This window comes from Halalkalicoccus sp. CGA53, assembly GCF_036429475.1.
Taxonomy (GTDB): Archaea; Halobacteriota; Halobacteria; order Halobacteriales; family Halalkalicoccaceae; genus Natronorarus; species Natronorarus salvus.
In genome coordinates this window covers 2026566-2044099 of the sequence record NZ_CP144125.1, presented here as the reverse complement: position 1 = coordinate 2044099, position 17534 = coordinate 2026566, and the positions used below count along the sequence as shown (strand labels likewise).

Annotated in this window: 17 protein-coding genes; 8 read left to right on the top strand and 9 right to left on the bottom strand. The window is 68.3% G+C overall.

The window, feature by feature from the left end; all coding sequences use genetic code 11:
• Positions 1-17: 17 nt before the first annotated feature.
• Positions 18-923 carry a DNA-3-methyladenine glycosylase family protein gene (locus tag V2L32_RS12125; protein WP_331232670.1) on the bottom strand — a complete coding sequence of 302 codons (906 nt, stop codon included), beginning with the start codon at positions 921-923 and terminating at the stop codon, positions 18-20.
• 131 nt (positions 924-1054) lie between these two features.
• Here V2L32_RS12125 and V2L32_RS12120 point away from each other — a divergent pair, with 131 nt between their 5' ends.
• On the top strand, positions 1055-1543 hold the full coding sequence (locus V2L32_RS12120; protein ID WP_331232668.1) for a DUF555 domain-containing protein: 489 nt from the start codon (positions 1055-1057) through the stop codon (positions 1541-1543).
• Between the two features lie 45 nt (positions 1544-1588).
• On the opposite strand, the gene V2L32_RS12115 is transcribed toward V2L32_RS12120, so the two are convergent.
• The 3 genes from V2L32_RS12115 to V2L32_RS12105 all read right to left on the bottom strand — a co-directional run bounded on the left by V2L32_RS12115 (position 1589) and on the right by V2L32_RS12105 (position 3620).
• Complete coding sequence (locus tag V2L32_RS12115) at positions 1589-1822, bottom strand: UPF0058 family protein (RefSeq protein ID WP_331232667.1); 234 nt, start codon at positions 1820-1822, stop codon at positions 1589-1591.
• A gap of 163 nt (positions 1823-1985) precedes the next feature.
• Complete coding sequence (locus V2L32_RS12110) at positions 1986-2972, bottom strand: transcription initiation factor IIB (RefSeq protein WP_331232666.1); 987 nt, start codon at positions 2970-2972, stop codon at positions 1986-1988.
• Between the two features lie 375 nt (positions 2973-3347).
• Positions 3348-3620, bottom strand: a complete 273-nt coding sequence (locus V2L32_RS12105; RefSeq protein ID WP_331232665.1) for a DUF357 domain-containing protein — start codon at positions 3618-3620, stop codon at positions 3348-3350.
• A gap of 86 nt (positions 3621-3706) precedes the next feature.
• Between V2L32_RS12105 and trxB the strand changes: the two genes are divergently transcribed.
• The 3 genes from trxB to V2L32_RS12090 all read left to right on the top strand — a co-directional run bounded on the left by trxB (position 3707) and on the right by V2L32_RS12090 (position 7614).
• The gene (trxB, locus tag V2L32_RS12100) at positions 3707-5020 is read left to right on the top strand and encodes a thioredoxin-disulfide reductase (RefSeq protein WP_331232664.1); all 1314 of its coding nucleotides are present in this window, start codon (positions 3707-3709) and stop codon (positions 5018-5020) included.
• A gap of 68 nt (positions 5021-5088) precedes the next feature.
• Positions 5089-6741: a bacterio-opsin activator domain-containing protein gene (locus V2L32_RS12095; RefSeq protein WP_331232662.1), complete on the top strand. Its 1653-nt coding sequence runs from the start codon at positions 5089-5091 to the stop codon at positions 6739-6741.
• 66 nt (positions 6742-6807) lie between these two features.
• Positions 6808-7614: a DUF4397 domain-containing protein gene (locus V2L32_RS12090; protein WP_331232660.1), complete on the top strand. Its 807-nt coding sequence runs from the start codon at positions 6808-6810 to the stop codon at positions 7612-7614.
• A gap of 6 nt (positions 7615-7620) precedes the next feature.
• Here the strand turns inward: V2L32_RS12090 and V2L32_RS12085 are convergent, their stop codons facing one another.
• From V2L32_RS12085 to V2L32_RS12075, 3 genes are all read right to left on the bottom strand, one after another.
• On the bottom strand, positions 7621-8748 hold the full coding sequence (locus V2L32_RS12085; protein ID WP_331232658.1) for a mechanosensitive ion channel family protein: 1128 nt from the start codon (positions 8746-8748) through the stop codon (positions 7621-7623).
• An 81-nt stretch (positions 8749-8829) separates the two neighbouring features.
• Positions 8830-10173 (bottom strand): NRAMP family divalent metal transporter, encoded by a 1344-nt coding sequence (locus V2L32_RS12080; RefSeq protein ID WP_331232657.1) that lies wholly within the window; start codon positions 10171-10173, stop codon positions 8830-8832.
• Positions 10174-10255: 82 nt separating this feature from the next.
• Positions 10256-11041: a GHMP family kinase ATP-binding protein gene (locus V2L32_RS12075; protein WP_331232656.1), complete on the bottom strand. Its 786-nt coding sequence runs from the start codon at positions 11039-11041 to the stop codon at positions 10256-10258.
• Positions 11042-11136: 95 nt separating this feature from the next.
• Here V2L32_RS12075 and V2L32_RS12070 point away from each other — a divergent pair, with 95 nt between their 5' ends.
• Positions 11137-12060, top strand: coding sequence for a DUF1028 domain-containing protein (locus tag V2L32_RS12070; RefSeq protein ID WP_331232655.1), 924 nt, complete (start codon positions 11137-11139; stop codon positions 12058-12060).
• Positions 12061-12081: 21 nt separating this feature from the next.
• On the opposite strand, the gene V2L32_RS12065 is transcribed toward V2L32_RS12070, so the two are convergent.
• On the bottom strand, positions 12082-12750 hold the full coding sequence (locus V2L32_RS12065; protein WP_331232654.1) for a 2,5-diamino-6-(ribosylamino)-4(3H)-pyrimidinone 5'-phosphate reductase: 669 nt from the start codon (positions 12748-12750) through the stop codon (positions 12082-12084).
• A gap of 83 nt (positions 12751-12833) precedes the next feature.
• Here V2L32_RS12065 and V2L32_RS12060 point away from each other — a divergent pair, with 83 nt between their 5' ends.
• From V2L32_RS12060 to V2L32_RS12050, 3 genes are read left to right on the top strand one after another with little or no spacing between them, the layout of a single operon-like run.
• Positions 12834-14105: a Single-stranded DNA binding protein gene (locus tag V2L32_RS12060; protein WP_331232653.1), complete on the top strand. Its 1272-nt coding sequence runs from the start codon at positions 12834-12836 to the stop codon at positions 14103-14105.
• Entirely contained in the window at positions 14102-15811 is a 1710-nt protein-coding gene (locus V2L32_RS12055; protein ID WP_331232652.1) for a hypothetical protein, read from the top strand. Before V2L32_RS12060 ends, V2L32_RS12055 begins: the two co-directional genes overlap by 4 nt.
• Positions 15812-16588, top strand: a complete 777-nt coding sequence (locus tag V2L32_RS12050) for a metallophosphoesterase (RefSeq protein WP_331232651.1) — start codon at positions 15812-15814, stop codon at positions 16586-16588.
• On the opposite strand, the gene gvpN is transcribed toward V2L32_RS12050, so the two are convergent.
• Positions 16585-17511: a gas vesicle protein GvpN gene (gvpN, locus tag V2L32_RS12045; RefSeq protein WP_331232650.1), complete on the bottom strand. Its 927-nt coding sequence runs from the start codon at positions 17509-17511 to the stop codon at positions 16585-16587. The genes V2L32_RS12050 and gvpN overlap by 4 nt on opposite strands.
• Positions 17512-17534: the final 23 nt, after the last annotated feature.

Here is a 17534-nt window from a genome sequence, read left to right as displayed (position 1 = left end):
GGTTTACCTCGGGTAAATCAGTCGTTTTCGGGCCGTTCAGGCCGTCTTCCACCTGTTCTGAGAAAATGGAAGACGTACGTCTGGGCGTACCCCGCGTACTCGCCGCCGAACCGCTCGCGGATCGCCCGCGAGGTGTCCCGGTAGTTCCCCCGATCGCATTCGGGATAGTACTCCGCGATCGCGCTCCTGATCCAGGTATCGAGGGGGACTGCCTGAAGGTAGCCCAGCGAGAAGAGCAACACGCAGTCGGCGACCTTCTCGCCGACGCCGACGAACCGGGTGAGCGACTCCCTGGCCGCCTCATACTCGGATCCGAGCGCCTCCTCCGGGTGGGCCTCGCCCGCGGCGACCATCTCCGCGGTGGCCTTCACGTACGGCGCACGGTAACCGAGACTGAGGCCTCGTAACTCCTCCTCGCTCGCCCGCGCGAGCCGATCGGGGGTCGGAAACGCGTGATACGTCTCCCCTTCGATCTCCAGGGGTTCACCGAACGTCTCCGAGAGCGCGACCTGCATCCGGTGGATCCTCGGCACCTGCATCTGTGCCGAGCAGATGAACGAGATCAGACACCGAAACGGCGGGTCGCGGACGAGCCTGAGCCCCTTGTGAACCCGGTAGGCCTCGTCTATCAGCGGGTCGTCGGGCGTCGCCGCGACGATGGCGTCGAGGTCGTCGTCGAGTCGGAGCAGGTGGGTGAGTCGGTCGACCGGGTCGGTCGTCGCCTCCCACTTGAGTCCATCGTCGATCTGGCGTACCCGGAGTACCTCCCCGTCGACGACGGTGGTGTACCACCCGCCGCGTTCGTCGCTCTCGTACGTTCGACCGTCCGCGCGACGCCAGCAGTAGGTCTGCCCGCTCTCGATCGTCGAGAGGAGGTCGATCCCGCCGGCGAGCTCCTCGCCCGGGATCAGGCCGTGTTCCATCGTGTGCGACTGGGGAGGGGGGGAGGTTGTTCGTTTCGACTCGGCGGTTGGATTCGGGCGAAGGGGACGGTCGAGGGCGTCCTGATACCCGGGGAACATTCATACGGATGGCGGGCGATGGGTACGCCACGATGGACTGCAGAGTTGTCGTCGAGGCCGCCGTTCCGGTGTACGACGTCAAGACGGCGGACGAGGCCGTGCGGATCGCGATCTCGAAGACGGGTGCGATGCTCAACCCCGACCTCAACTACGTCGAGATCTCGATGGGTGAGCGGACCTCGCCGAGCGGCGAGCAGCTGGAGCCGGCGTTCATCGTCGCGGACGAGGCACTTGTCGCGCTCGAACTGGAGATGACGGTGTTCAACGTCGAACGCGAGGAACACGCCTCGCGAATCGCGAGAAAGGAGATCGGCCAGCGCCTCGAGAACATCCCCCTCGAAGTCCTCGACGTCGTCGTGCTCGAGACCGACGAGGACGACGAGGGAGACGAGGACGACGACGGAAGCGAGACGGGGGAAACCGAGACGGCGAGCGACGGATCGGGAGCGGACGGAAATTCGGATCGATCGGACGACGAGAACGGGGACATCCTCCCCGAGTTCGAAGACCTCCTCGAGTGACCGCCGCGCCGCTCACGGGACCGGGTTCGAGGTCGGGAAGTATCCTCAGTCGGCTCGCGGCGCGACGGCTTCGGTCTCGGCCGTCTCGACGTCGCTGGTGATGCCGGAGGCGAGCGCGAACACGGCGCGCTTGTGCTCCGTTTTCGACTTGTGAATCGATGTCGGCCGTACGCTAAGCTCCTCGTACGCGGAGAGGTCGATTGATCCGCTCCTGTCCTCGTAGTAGTTCGATACCTCTGCGAGCAGGCCGTGAAGGTGGATGAGCTCCTGCTTCTTCATGAGCACTCGTCCATAACGGGTCAGGGGATATAGTAGTATCCTGAGTCGCGTTAACACGCTCACTGAGCCGTCTCGACCGCGTTCTAGGTAGTCACTAAGAATGAATTACCCGCTAAAAATATCGCCATACCGGAGACGAGACGGAGAGACCGATCGCCGGAGCTCAGTTCGTCGCGCTCGCGACGGCCGAGCCGGCGTCGGCCTCGTCGGCCTCGAGCAGCTCCTTGTACCGGTTTCTGATCGTCACCTCGGAGATGTTCGCGACGTCGCTCACCTCGGCCTGGGTGACCTTCTCGTTGGTGAGCAGCGCGGCGGCGTAGACCGACGCGGCCGCGAGACCGACCGGGCTCTTGCCCGAGTGGACGCCGGCCTGTTTCGCGTCGCGCAGCAGTTCGCGGGCGCGGTGTTCGGCCTCGTCGGAGAGGTCGAGCTCGCTCGCAAAGCGCGGGACGTAGCTCTCTGGGTCGGCGGGTTTCACCTCGAGGCCGAGCTGGCGGACCACGTAGCGGTAGGTCCGGGTCAGCTCCATCCGGTCGATCCGGGAGACGGCCTCAATCTCGTCGAGCGAGCGCGGAGTGCCCGCCTGCCGGGCAGCGGCGTACAGCGCCGCGGTGGCGACGCCCTCGATCGACCGTCCGGGGAGGAGGTCCTCCTCGAGCGCGCGGCGGTAGATCACCGACGCGGTCTCGCGGACGTTCTCCGGGAGGCCGAGTGCGCTCGCCATCCGGTCGATCTCGCCGAGCGCCTGCTTCAGGTTGCGCTCCTTCGAGTCCCGGGTTCGAAAGCGCTCGTTCCAGGTGCGGAGGCGCTGCATCTTCTGGCGCTGGCGGTTCGAGAGCGAGTTGCCGTAGGCGTCTTTGTCCTGCCAGCCGATGTTCGTCGAGAGTCCACGGTCGTGCATCATGTTCGTCGTCGGGGCGCCGACGCGGGACTTCTGGTCGCGTTCGCTCGCGTCGAACGCGCGCCACTCGGGGCCGCGGTCGATCTCGTCCGACTCGACGACCAGCCCACAGTCGGCACAGACCGTCTCGGCGTGTTCGCTGTCGGAGACGAGTCTCCCGCCACACTCCGGGCAGTTCGTCTCCTCCTCCTCTGTCGTTCGTTCGTCGGTGCGCGACTCGTCAGTACGGGTTCTCAGTGTTTCGTTCATTTCAGGTGTCTCGTCAGCGGTACGATTGTCCGGGGAGAATGGTGCTCAAAGATCCCGGAGGCGATGCTTCCTAACTACAGGTAAGACCGAAACCCTCTTAAAGCTTTCTGTTCATTTCGGGTTATAGTTCGTGAACAAACTGCGCGATGGACAGATCGGCGCTGGCGCAGTCTATCGGTTTCGGCCGGTCGTGTCAGCTGACGACGAACGGGTCGGCCCGTTCGAGGCACCTCGTCGACGGTGAGTGCCTCCTCGATCGCACGGAACCGGCCGCGGTTTCCGACCCTCGCGTGTGCCGGTCAGCAACGTACCGGAGCGACCTCAATCGTCCACCGCTCTCCCAGCGAGCACCTGAACGCTCGGACAGCTACCGTATCAGTTCGTGAATAGCTCGCTGCCCGTGGGGACGTCGAGTACTCCGAGGCGAGCGCCGGCGTCGAGCCAGCCGTGGCCGTAGGAGAAGGCCGCGAGCGCGTTCACCGGATCGCCCGCCTCCCGGAAGTGTCCGCCGTCCTCGAGGTACGACCTCGCCATTTCGAGACACTCGGCGGCCTCCTCCTCCCGTCCGCTGGCCGGTTCGGCCACCGAGAGCGCTTCCGCCAGGAGGCGTCCGTACCGCCCGGTCTTCTCGTCGAGGTCGGCGGCCATAGCTGAGGCGTCGGTCCCGCCACCCTAAACCTACCGGTGACCGCGGAGAACGCAAGCTAAATGTCCGGGCCGAAGCAATAGCTCACATGAGCGAGACGCCACACGTCGAGGTCTACACCGCCGATGAGTGTCCGTACTGCGAGCGTGCGAAAGAGCTGCTCGACGCGAAGGGCGTCGAGTACGAGCTCCTCGACGTGACGGGCGACGAGGAGGCGAAGGAGGCGATGGCCGAGCGCGCCGACGGCAGGAAGACTGTCCCCGAGATCTTCGTCGACGACGAGCTGATCGGCGGCTACGACGAACTCGCCGAACTCGACGAGTCGGGCGAACTGGACGCCCTCCTCGGGATCGAGAGCGGCGGTGGCGAGCACCGACGGATGATCGTCGCGGGAAGCGGTATCTCGGGGCTCACCGCCGCGATTTATGCAGGAAGAGCGAACAACGACCCGCTCGTGATCGAGGGCGGCGAGCCCGGCGGCCAGCTCACCCTCACCACCGACGTGGCGAACTACCCGGGCTTCCCGGAGGGGATCAGCGGACCCGAGTTGATCGACCGGATGAAGCGACAGGCGAAACGCTTCGGGGCCGAGGTGGAACACGGCGTGATCGAGAACGTCGACGCCTCCTCGCGGCCGTTCCGCGTCGAGTTGCGCGACGGGACGATCTACACGACCGACGCGCTCGTCGTCGCGAGCGGGGCGAGCGCCCGCACGCTGGGCGTGCCGGGCGAGGACGAGCTGATGGGCTACGGCGTCTCGACCTGTGCGACCTGTGACGGGGCCTTCTTCCGGGACGAGGAGATGGTGGTCGTCGGCGGGGGCGACGCCGCCTGCGAGGAGGCGAGCTTCCTCACGAAGTTCGCGGAGAAGGTCTACCTCGTCCACCGCAGGGAGGAGTTCCGCGCGGAGGGCTACTGGGTCGACCGCATCGAGGAGAAGGTCGAGGCCGGCGAGATCGAACTCGTCCTGAACAGCGAGGTGACGGAGATCCACGGCTCGCCCGAGGCCGGCGTCGAGTCGGTGAGTCTCGTCCGCCACCCGGACGGCCACCCGACGGCGAAGCCCGACGATCCGGCGACCGAGGAGTTCGACCTCGACGTCGCGGCCTTCTTCGTCGCGATCGGCCACACGCCGAACACCGACTTCCTGGAGGGCACCGGCGTCGAGATGGATTCTGAAGGGTATATTAAAGCCCGCGACGGCACCGGCGGCGGCCAGACGAGGACCGACGTCGAGGGGATATTCGCCGCGGGCGACGTCGTCGACTTCCACTACCAGCAGGCGATCACGGCGGGCGGGATGGGCTGTAAGGCGGCGATCGACGCCGACGAGTACCTCGACGACCTCGACCGCGCGGTCGGCGAGAGCCCGGAGCCCGCGCTGGCGGAGTCCGACGACTGAGCGGAGTACCGACTCGCTATGGGGTGTAGCCTCCGCATAACAAAGTCGTCCGACCCGTCAGATCCCGTATGAGTGAGGGGGAGTCCGACGCGGAGTCGGTCGTCGACCGACTCGCGGAGGGGTCGATCGACGTCGAGACGATTATCGATTCCGCGACGGACTCCCCGTCGGTCGTCGAGCGGGCGGTCGAGCGCGCGCCGGTCGGCGTCACGATCGCCGACGCGCGCGAGCCGGACAACCCGCTTGTCTACGTCAACGACGCCTTCGAGCGGATCACTGGCTACCCCAGAGAGGAGGTGCTCGGGACGAACTGCCGGTTCCTTCAGGGCGAGGAGAGCGACCCCGGGAAGGTCAGAGCGATGCGCGAGGCCATCGCGGCGGGCCACGGGGTCACGGTCGAACTCCGCAACTACCGAAAGGGGGGCGAGCCGTTCTGGAACCGGGTCGAGATCGCACCGCTGTTCGACGGGGAGGACGAACTGACCCACTTCGTCGGCTTCCAGAGCGACGTCACCGCCCGGAAGGAGGCCGAGGCCGAGGTCGAGCGCCGGGTCGAGGAGGTCTCTCGCGAGCGCGAGGCGCTCTCGTACCTGCTCGACCGTGTCAGTGGGCTCCTCGGCGACGTGACGGGGATACTCGTCCGGGCGACCGAACGCGAGGACGTCGAGCGCGCCGTCTGCGAACGACTCACCGCCTCGGACGCGTACGCGACCGCCTGGATCGGCGAGCGGGACGCGCGGACCGGGGCGATCGATCCCCGGGCGTGGTCCGGATCGGAGAAACCGGACGGGGTCGACGACCCCGATCACCCGGTCGCTCGCGCGCTCACGGACGGCGAACGGCTGTTCCTCGAACGGGCAGATCCGGAGTTCTCGGCACCCGACGGATCGTTCTCCTCGCTCGCGGTCGTCCCGCTCGTCCACGCCGACCTCGAACACGGCGTCCTCGTCCTCTACGACGACGAGGAGGGGACGTTCGACGACCGGGAGGCGGTGATCGTCGAATCGATCGGGCGTGCGCTCGCGGGTACGCTCAGTGCGGCCGCGAACGCCCGCGTGCTCGCCGCCGACAACGTGATCGAACTCGAGTTCGTGCTGGCCGACGACGCGCTCCCCTTCGTCGCGCTCTCGACCGAAGCGGACTGTCGTCTCCAGTACGAGGGTTCGGTGCCCGGAACCGACGGCACGCAGTCGCTCTTTTTCACCGTCGAGGGGATCCCCCCAGAGCGCGTGCTTGCCTTCGCCCGCGACAGGGACGACCTGGAGGCGACGCTCCAGACCGAGCAGGACGAGACGAGCCTCGTCGAGTTCCGCGTCGCCTCGCCCTCGATCGTCGAGGCGCTCGCCGACCGGGGTGCGCGGACGCTCTCGATCGAGATCGCGGGGGGCGAGGCCACCATCACCGTCGAGACGGTGCCGGGATCGCCCCGATCGATCGCCGCGTGGCTCACCGGCGCCTACGATCGGGCCGATCTCGTCGCCTACCACGAGCGCGAGCGTCCGCCACGGACCAGGGAGGAACACCGGGACACGCTCGAGGAGCGGCTGACCGACAGACAGCTGATGGCGCTCCAGCGGGCGTTCCTGAGCGGCTACTACGACGCGAACAGGACCACCTCCGGCGACGACATCGCGGCGTCGATGGGGATCGGCCGGTCCACGTTCCACCAGCACCTCCGCGCGGCCGAACGAAAGCTCGTCTCCGAGTTCCTCGATCGCTGATACCCTACTAGTCGGGTACAGCGTTCACTACCGTGTCGAACCAACTATAGGTTGCACATACTCATGATGCAAGGCATCCTATCCAGACGGCGATTCGTACAGATCGGCAGCGGCGTCGCGGTGGTCGGACTCGCGGGCGGCTACGCGGCCGCGGACAGCCACGACGATGACGACGAGGAGATGGAGGAGGAAGAAGAAGAGGAGATGGACGACGAGGAAGAGGAGGATATGGAGGACGACGGGGCCGACGAGGGCGGCGACGCGCTGGTGAGCGTCGCGCACCTCTCGCCGGACGCACCGGACGTCGACGTCTACGTCGACGGCGACCTCGTGATCGAGGGCCTGCCGTTCGGGCAGGTCACCGGCTACCTCGAGCTCCCGGCCGACAGCTACCAGATCGAGGTGACCGCGACGGGCGACCCCGAGACGTCGGTGTTCGACGAGGAGGTCGACGTGCCCGAGGGCGAGTTCACCATCGCGGCGATCGGCGAACTCGAGGGCGAGAACCAGGAGTTCGAGGTCGTCGTCCTCGAGGACGACAACTCCGACCCCGCCGAGGGCGAAGCGCGCGTCCGCGCGTTCCACGCGTCGCCGGACGCCCCGAACGTCGACATCACGGTCGCCGCGACCGGTGACGCACTGTTCGAGGACGTACCGTTCGGCGAGGGCGGCTACGTCGACGTCCCCGAGGGCGAGTACCGCCTCTGCATCTACGCGGCGGGCGACCGCGACGATGCGGTGCTCGGCGTGCCCGTGGAGCTGGAGGCTGGAACCGTCTACTCGGCGTGGGCGATCGGCTACGTGGCCGACGATCCCGCGTTCGACGTCGCACTCACCGTCGACAACATCGAACCCGGCCAGGCCCGGATGTAAGACGGCTCAGTTTACCTCCGAACTCGTTTCTTTCGCCGTATCTCCGTCGAGCAGCTGCTCTCCGTTCCTGAAGGAGTGGACGTGCTGTGAGAACGGGATGACGATCCCCTCCCGATCGAACGACTCCTTTATCCCCTCCATCGCCTCGGTTCGCGCCTTCCACGACCGGCGCATCGAGGGGTTTTCGATCCAGAATCGGAGTTCGATGACGATCGCCGAGTCGTCGAACCGCTTGGTGACGACCTGCGGCGAGGGCGTCTCCTGGGCGAGGTCGACGTCGGCGAGACCCTCTCTGAGCGCCGCTTGCGCCCGTTCGAGGTCGCTCTCGTAGTCGACGCCGACCTCGATGTCGATCCGGAGGCGGTCGTTCCTAGAGTAGTTGATCAGCTGGTTACTCGTCACCTCGTCGTTCGGGATCAGCACGTGCTGGTCGCGAAAGGTCTGGACCTTCGTGTTGAGGATCGTGACGTCCTCGACGACCCCGGTCCGTTCCCCGCCGTCGCTGTGGACGGCGATCCAGTCGCCGACGACGAACGGCCGGGCGAACAGCAGGACGAAGCCGGCGATCATCGCGGAGAACGTCTTCTGGGCGGCGAGGCCGAGGACGGCCGAGAGCACGCCCGCACCGAGGATCAGGTTCGTCAGGTTCACCCCCCAGATCGTGAGGATCAGCCCGATCCCGGCGAGGAAGATCCCCGCGTCGGCGACGTGGTAGGCGACCTCGCTCTGGTGGCGGGTGATCGCGCCCGCGTCGTCGAGTTCGTCGATCGACCGGTTGACGAGCCTGATCAGCAGGTAGGTCGTGACGAGGATCGCCGCGGTGACGAGGTAGAGGACGGCGTACGCCCGGTTGATGAGGATCGCGTCGACGAGCAGATCGAGGATCACCGTGACGTTCCAGACGACCGTGAGCGCGATCGTGACGAGCGCGATCCAGAGCGTCAGGAGCGAGGCCTGGATCGCCTCCGAGAGCCCGTCGCCGACGCGGCGTTCCAGCGGGCGTTCGAGCCCCCGGATCGCCCAGGCCGCGAGGAAGACCGAGGCGATCAACAGCAGCGTCACGAGCAGCATCGACTCGACCGACGGGAAGAGCTCTTCCTGGACGACCCGAACGACCTCCGTGTACGACGTCATCGACTGAGAGGCGGTAGACGCGCCTCCCTTATGCCTCTATGGGCTCTGTGTGCGTCGGTACGCGAGACGGCGAGACCGGCCTCAGCGAACGACCGCGCGGGCGACGAGCGCGAGCGTCGCGAGCGCCATCGCTGCCGCGAAGGCGACGACGAGCGCCGAGAGCGGTTCGGTGACCGTCGCGAGTTCGTCGGCGACGAACGAACCGGCGACCACGCTCGCGACCCCGACGAGGACGACGCCGCCGGCGTTCGCCCAGAGCGGGTTCCCCTCGGGCACGACGTCTCGGTCGTTCAGCAACACCAGGATAACGACGAGCGCGAACGGCGTCCCGACGAGGCCGAACGCGAGGACGAGCACCAGTAACGGTAAGACCGCACCCTCGATGAACCCGCCGAGCGCCGAGAGCAGCGCGACGCCCGCGAGCAGTCCCCGATACCTGGCGTCCTCGATCGACAGCTCCCAGTCGAGCTTGTCGGCGAGCAGATAGGGCGGGACGACCGTGTTGCCCCCGAGCGTCGAGACGGCGGCGCCGAGCAACCCGAAGAGGAAGAGCCAGGTGGCGTACTCACCGACGAGCGGGCCGAGCGCCTCGGCGGCCTGGATCTCGGTCAGGGCCGCAGGATCGACCGTCCCCTCGAGAACGCTCGCGGCGACGAGGAAGATCGCGAGGCTGTAGATCCCGAACGCCACGAGCATCGACGTGCCGATGTCGAACGCGGCGAGGTCCCTGTCCTCTCTCGTCCAGTCACGGGCTCGCATCGTGTAGCTCTGCATCGTCAGCAGTGTGATGTGGACCGCCCCGCCCATGATGCCGGCGGCGACGAGCGCGCCGCCGACGCCCGAGGGGATCGCGGGAACGAGACCGCCGGCGGCCTCCGCCGGACTGATCGGGACGACGAGCGCCGTCGCGAGGAAGGCGAGCACTACTACGGAGACGAGCAGTTTCGCGCCGATCTCGGCGAATCGGTAGCCGCCGCCGGCGAGGCCGACCGCGAGGATCACCGCCCAGGTGACCCCCCAGATCCGCGGGTCGGCGAGCGTCGCGAGTCCCATACTGCCCGCGATCGCCGCGCTCGTGTCCGCGGCGGTCTTCATGATGATCAACTGTGCGAGGCCCGCGGCGAGCACCACGTCCGCGACGAGCACCCACGCCCAGCGTTCTCCCAGGTGCTCTTCGACCGTCGTGACGATCCCCTCCTCGGTGAACAGGCCGAGCCGCGCGGCGAGGTGCTGGCCGAGCGCGCCGAAGACGGCCGAGAGGATCACGACCCAGAGCAGCGCGTAGCCGAAGCTCGCGCCCGCGGTGAGCAGGCTCGCCATCGTCGCCGGTCCGGCCGCGATCGCCCCCGCGAGCCAGGTCGGCCCCAGGCGCCTGAGGAACCCCCCCACATCGGTGAGTTCCGGGTTCCGCGTCGTCGTTGCCATCATCCGGTCGTTTCCGGCCGACACGTATAACCGCGTGGTATTCGGTCGTGTTGGCCGTCCGAACGACGGTCGGGAGGAGCCGTCACTCGAGCGGTCGCGCGCCCTCGTTCGCGACCGCGGATCGGTTCGAGAGGACGCCGTCGACGCCGACCGCGAAGACCGTCTCGCCGAACAGCGCCATGCTCCCGACGCCGCCGTCCCGATCGACCCGCTCGAGCTCTCGCTCGACGAACGGTGTCGCGATTCCCACCTCGGTCAGGTAGGCGCGCGAGCGCTCGGCGAACGCCCGAAGCGTCGGCGGGTCGGGGAGCCGGTCGAGGTGTTCCTTCCCGACCTCGCTCGCGAGACGCGTGAACTCCCGATCCGCCAGCATCGCTTTCGTGCTCATCCCGCCCGCGCTCGCGTACTCGACCTCCTCGTCGACCTCGCGTCGGTTCACCTCCCCGTTCGCGCTCCAGAGCAGTCCGCCCCGGTCCTGGACGTAGACGTCGCCCTGTCCGGTCCCGGCGGCGCGCTCGGCGCGGTGAGCCGCGTCGACGAGCGACTCCCGTTCGTGGCCGAGGTCGAACTCTGCGTTCGCCGCGAGCGCCGTCGCGAGAGTCGCCGCCCCGCTCGCGCCGAAGCCACAACCCAGCGGGACCTCGGGGAGCACGTCCACCCGTGCGGTCACCTCGAGCAGCGAGAGGACCCGCTCGACCGGCTCGAACGGCGCTGGCTCGCCCTCGACGGTGACCCTGGTCCCGTCCTCGGGCGTGAGATCCACGACGACGCCGTCCTCGATGGCGACGCTCGCCCCGCGCGAGCGACCGACCTCGTCGGTCGCGGGTGCGAACAGTCCGGTCACGCTCCCCGGGGCGTGTGCCCTCATCGGTGGCTCCTCGAAGCGGGAGGAGAAAACGTCGGTGATCGCGACCGGGCTGCCTCGAACTGAACAGTTAGGCCTCCAGGGTCACGAGAGCCCGTATGCGTGTCCGTCCATCCACGTTCTCGATCGCGGCCAGGGACCCCGACACCGAGACGGCCGGCGTCGCCGTCCAGTCGAAGTTCGTCGCCGTCGGCGCGGTCGTGCCGTTCGTCGCGAGCGACGCCGGCGCGGTCGCCACCCAGAGCTACGCGAACGTCGCCTACGGGCCCGACGGCCTCGACTTGCTCCGCGACGGCCACGACGCCGAGGCGGTCGTCGAGCGGCTCACGAGCGAGGACGAAGAGCGAGCGAGTCGGCAGGTCGGGATCGTCGGTGCCGACGGGTCGGTCGCGGCGTTCACGGGCGAGGAGTGTCTCGACTACGCCGGCGACGTCCAGGGCGAGAACTACACCGTCCAGGGGAACATCCTGGAGAACCGGGAGACGCTCGAAGCGATGGCCGAGACGTTCGAGGAAAGCGAAGGGGGCCTGCCCGAGCGACTGATCGCGGCGCTCCACGCGGGCAACGAGGCCGGCGGTGACTCCCGGGGCGAGCAGTCGGCGGCGCTCTACGTCGCGAGGGAGGGTGGCGGGTACGACGGCAAAAACGACCGCTGGATCGACGTCCGCGTCGACGATTCCCCGAAACCGATCGACGAACTCGAACGGGTGTTCAAGATCTACGACGTGACGCTGCTGGCGCGCGAGCCACCGGAGGAGACCCGATCGCTGGAGGGCGACCGTGCGGAGGCGGTAACGGCGGTGCTCGCCGACCTCGGCCACTACGAGGGGTCTTCGACCGAGTTCGGCGAGGACGAGCGCGAGGCGCTGGAGGGTTTTCGCGGGGTGAACAACTTCGAGAACCACGACCTCGACGTCCTGGAGGACGCCATCGCCCGCGGCTGGGACGACGCCGACGGCGAGGGCGAGGAGCTGCTGGTCGACGCGATCTGGCAGGGGCTGAGCCGGCTCGAACGGAAGTGATCTCGTCGGTTCACGCACCCTCTACTCGACGTCGTAGCGGAGCAACACGCCGTCGTCGACCCGGGAGACCTCGCGGAGCGCGAGATCCGGGAACTCGGCTTCATCGAGAAATCCCTCGCCGTCGGCGAGCGTCGGCGCGTCGCGCCCGCCGATGACGAGCGAGCCGAGGTAGAGCGAGAGCTCGTCGACGAGGTCCTCGGAAAAGAGCGAGAAGAGTAGTTCGCCGCCGCCTTCGACCATCACCCGCCGAACGCCGTCCGCTTCGAGCGCCGCGAGGGCGGCTCGAAGATCGACACGTTCCCCTCCTGCGCGGACGATCCGAACTGTCTCTCTATCGAGTTCGGCGAGGCGTTCCTCCGGAGCGCCCTCGCTCACCAGGAGGTAGGTCGTCGCACTCCCGTCCAGAATTCTCGCGTCGGCTGGGATTCGTGCGCGGGAGTCGGCGACGACTCTGGCCGGCTCGGGGGGATCGCCGCGGGACTCGCGTTCCGCTCTCAGTTTCGGTTCGTCGAGGCCGAGGCGTGGGTCGTCCGCGAGGACGGTGCCGACGCCGACCATCACGGCGTCGCTCTCGGCGCGGAGCCTCTCGACGCGGGCGAAATCCTCGGGGCCGCTGATCCGAACCTGGCGGCGCTCGCCCGTCGAGAGCTTCCCGTCGGCGCTCGTCGCGGCGTTGACGACGACGTGCATATCGGGGAGGGGCGAGAGCGGAAAAAACCACTTTCGAATCCCCCGGGCGACCCTTTTTACCCCGTCCCGGCAAAGGGGGCGTGATGAGCGTCGAAGAACGCGCCGAGGCTCTCGCCTCCGACCTCGGTGTCGACAAAGAGGAGGTCAGAGCCGACCTGGAGAACCTGGTCGCGTACAGCGTCCCGATCGACGAGGCGGTCCAGAGCCTCCGCCGGAAGTACGGCGGCGGGTCGGGAGGGGGTCCCGAACCGACCGCGAAGTCGATCGGCGAGATCACCACCGGGGACGCGAGCGTGACCGTCGAGGCGCGCATCCTCACCGCCGGGAAGCGGTCGATCCGCTACCAGGGATCGGACCACGTGATCACCGAAGGAACGCTCGCCGATTCCACCGGTTCGATCGACTTCACCGCCTGGGAGGAGTTCGGGCTCTCGCCGGGCGATACCGTCAGTATCGGCAACGCGTCGGTTCGGGAGTGGGACGGCTCCCCGGAGCTGAACCTCGGGGAATCGACGACGGTCGCGACGAAGAACGAGGAACTGGCGGTGCCCTACGAGGTCGGCGGCGAGAGTGCGCTCGCGGACGTCGAACCGGGCGATCGGGGCCTCGCCGTCGAGGCGCGGGTGATCGAGGTCGAAGAGCGCACCATCGACGGCAGAGACGGCGAGACCGAGATCCTCTCGGGCGTCCTCGGCGACGAGAGCACGAGACTACCCTTCACAGACTGGGAGCCGAGAGCCGAGATCGAGGAGGGCGCCTCGCTCCGCTTCGAGAACGTCTACGTCAGGGAGTTCAGGGGGGTGCCGTCGATCAACTGTTCGGAGTTCACCGAGGTGAGCGCCCTCGACCGGGAGGTGGAGACGGCCGAGAGCGCCCCACGGAAGGGCGTCGGGGAGGCGGTCGCTGGAGGTGGTGCGTTCGACGTCGAACTCCTCGGAACCGTCGTCTCCGTTCGGGACGGCTCGGGGCTGATCCAGCGCTGTCCGGAGTGCAATCGGATGATCCAGAAAGGGCAGTGTCGCAGCCACGGCGCGGTCGAGGGGGTCGACGACCTCCGCGTGAAGGCGATCCTCGACGACGGCACGGGTTCCGTGACGGCGATCCTCGGCACCGAGCTGACGAACGAGGTCTACGGCGGCGACGTCGAGGACGCGAAGGCACAGGCCCGCGAGGTGATGGACCAGGAGGTCGTCGCGGACTCGATCCGCGAGGAGGTCGTCGGCCGCGAGTACCGGGTGCGCGGGTCGCTGAGCGTCGACGAGTACGGCGCGAACCTCGACACGAGCGAGTTCGAGGCGGTCGACGACTCCCCCGAGGCGCGCGCCCGCGCGCTGCTCGCGGAGGTGGGTGCGTGAGCGTTGATTCCGGGCCGGGCCAGCGCGAGGTCGCCCACCGGCTGTTCGCCGCCGAGTTCGAGGACAGCGAACTGGAGTACGCCGACTCCGAGGAGGAACGCGCCCCGAAGTACGTCGTCACGCCGACGGGCGCGCGGGTGAACCGGCTGTTCGTCGTCGGCGTGCTCACCGAGGTCGAGTCGGTGACCGACGAGGTGCTCCGGGCGCGGGTGGTCGACCCGACCGGCGCGTTCGTCGTCTACGCCGGCCAGTACCAGCCGGAGGCGATGGCGTTCTTCGACCGTGCCACCCCACCGATGTTCGTCGCGATCACGGGGAAGGCGAACACGTTCTCGCCGGAGGACTCGGATCGGGTCTACACCTCGATCCGCCCGGAGAGCGTCACGGAAGTCGACGCCGAGACCAGGGACCGGTGGACCGTCGCGGCCGCCGAGCACACGATCGGGAGGGTGAGCGCGTTCGCGGAGGCGTACGAGCGTCTCGAATCGGCGGGGAGCCCGGCGGAAGCGAGACGGGCACTCGAAGCCGACGGGATGGAGACCACCCGGGCGGCGGGTCTCGCGCTCGCTCACGACCACTACGGGACGACGCCCCCGTACCTCGCGTCGATGCGCGAGGCGGCGCTCGACGCCGCACGGCTCGTCGCCGGCGAGGTGGACGAGGTCGAAAGACCGTCGCTCGCACCGGACGAGGGTGGTTCCGTCGATCTCGGCGCACTCCGGTCGCCGGAGGTGGATGCGGCCACGCCCGTCCAGAGCGCGGGCGAGCCCGGATCGGTCTCCGAGGTGAGCGGTGGTGCGGAGACGCCAGCGGAACAGGGCTCCGATGACACACCGTCCGACGGTGCCTCGTCGGAGGCCGCTCCCGAGTCGGAGGTCACGCAGGTGTCCGACCAGCTCTCCGAGCCCGACACCGCCCCCGAACGCGGCTCCGACGAACCGGAACCGGTCGGGGAGCCGGGTGACCCATCCCCGGAGCGGGTCGAACCGGACACGGTCGAGGCGGAGACCTCCGATCCGAGCGATGCCGCCGAACCCGCGGAGCCTTCGGGATGGTCGGCTGGTGAAGGTGCCGTGACGGAGTCGACCGGAACCGACTCGACGGCGCGAGCGGGAACCGACGTGGCACCGGAGTCCGTACCGGCGGGGACCGACGACCCCGTAGGACGCGACGGGGAGGAGACCTCCACGGAGGCGGAGGTGGATTCGGACCCGTCCGAACCGGCGACGGATCCGGGGGAAACGCCCGCCGAAGTGCCCGATACGGACGACGACCTCGACGACTTCGAGCCGAGCGGGGCGGAGGACGTCGGGATGTACGAGATGAGCGACGAAGAGCGCGAGGAAGTCGAATCCGAGTTCGGCACCGAGTTCGAGACCGGGAGCGAGGTGGACGACCCCGGCGAGGCGGACATCGACGTGCCCGAACCGGAGCCGGCGGTGGACGACGACGAGGCGACGGAAACCGGAGGCGGCCCCGACGAGGGGGACGGGGACGAGAGCGAGGCGGCGGTGAACGTCGAGAACGAGGCGATGGACGCGATGCGAGCGCTCTCCGACGGCGACGGTGCCGAACGGGAGGCGATCGTCTCCCGCGTCGCCGAGGAACACGGCGTCACACCCGAGACGGTGGAGGACGCGATCACGGACGCGCTGATGAGCGGGCGGTGTTACGAGCCCCGGGACGGCGTCCTGAAGCCGATCTGAATGGCTCGGGTCGAACCGGTCCCGAACCACCCCGCGGCGACCTGTGACCTCGGTACCGAACGCGCGCTGGTGATCGCCGACTACCACGCCGGCTACGAGGCCGCGCTCCGCTACGAGCGCGGCGTCGAGGTGCCCAGCCGAGCGGAGTCACGTCGGAGGCGGACGCTCGACCTGCTCGCCGGAACCGACGCCGATCGACTGGTGGTCCTCGGCGACCTGATGCACTCGATCGGCGGGCCGGGCGGCGCCGAACGCGGCGAACTCGAGGTGCTCTTCGAGTCCGTCTCGGTGCCGATCACGGTGGTGAAGGGGAACCACGACGGCGAGATCGAGACGGTGATCGAGGACGCGCGCGAACACGCCGCGGTCGGCTCCGTGGGACGGATCGACGTGAGCGACGGCGACGGGGTTCGTCTCGGGGACGTGGGTTTCGCGCACGGCCACAGCTGGCCATCGACGGAGCTCCTCGAGAGCGAGGTGCTCTGCATCGGCCACGAACACCCACACGTCCGGCTCGTCGACGAGGTCGGCGGGCGGCGGATCGAACCGGCGTGGCTCAGAGGGGACCTCCGGTACGAACCGTTCGCGGAGCGGATCGACCTCGAGCGCTGGAGGGACCCGGATCTCGTGGTCCTCCCGGCGTTCAACGACCTCGTCGGCGGGACGTGGGTGAACGTCGGCTCGGAGTTCCTCTGTCCGTTCCTCCCCGAGGGGCTCGCCGGGGGCGAGGCGTACTTACTCGACGGAACGCGACTCGGCCCCTACGATCGGCTCTAGTCGACGAGCCCCTCGATCGTCTCCCGAAGCTCTGCGGCCTCCTCCGCCGTCGCGGCCTTCGACCCCAGCACCTCGATACAGGTCTCCGCGATCGGTCGGTCCTCGGGGAAGATCCGAAGCCCCTCCGCGAGCATCACCGCGCTCCGGGTGCCGACGTGGAACTCGACCTCCTCGCGCAGGTCGCGGATCAGGTCGACGACCCGGTCTATCGTCTCGTCGTCGAGGTCCGAAACCCGGCTGCCGACGATCTTCCGTTCGGTCTCCCGCCCGTAGTAGTCGAGGTGGATGCCGACGAGCCGGTCGAGCAGCGCGTCCTGCGGCCGGTGGACGCCCGCGTACTCCGCGGAGTTCGAGGTGAAGATCACGCGGAACTCCGGGTCGACCTCGATCAGTCGGTCCTCGCCGGTCACGCCCGCTCGTTCGAGGACGCCCTCCTCGAGCACGGAGAGCAGCGGGTTGTGGGCGGCGGGCTTGGTACGGGAGAACTCGTTGTAGACGAGCGTCGCGCCCGAACGCACGGCCACCGAGAGCGGGTTGTCCACCCAGCGGTCCCGGACGATCGACTTCTTCTTGAGCACACCCGAGACGTAGTTGTCCCGTTCGGTGTACTGTTCTTTCCCGGCGTGCGTGCCGACGAGCGAGGCGGTGTCGAGGCCCTCGTCGCCGTCGATCCAGACGGTCGGCCGGTCGCGTTCGGTCGCGACCGAGAGCGCGAGCGCGGTCTTCCCACAGCCGGTCGGCCCGACGAGGTGGACCGGACGCGGTACCGAGAGCCAGCGGTCGATCCGATCCCTGAGTGCGGTCGTCTCGTCGGTCTCGACGAACTCGCCGTCGATCGCCGCCTCGATCGAGGTGGCTCCATCCCCGTCGCTCCCGTCGTGTTCGGCGACGAACTTGTCGAGAGAGCGCTTTTCCCGTTTCATTCGGTTCCCTCGCTCTCGGTCTC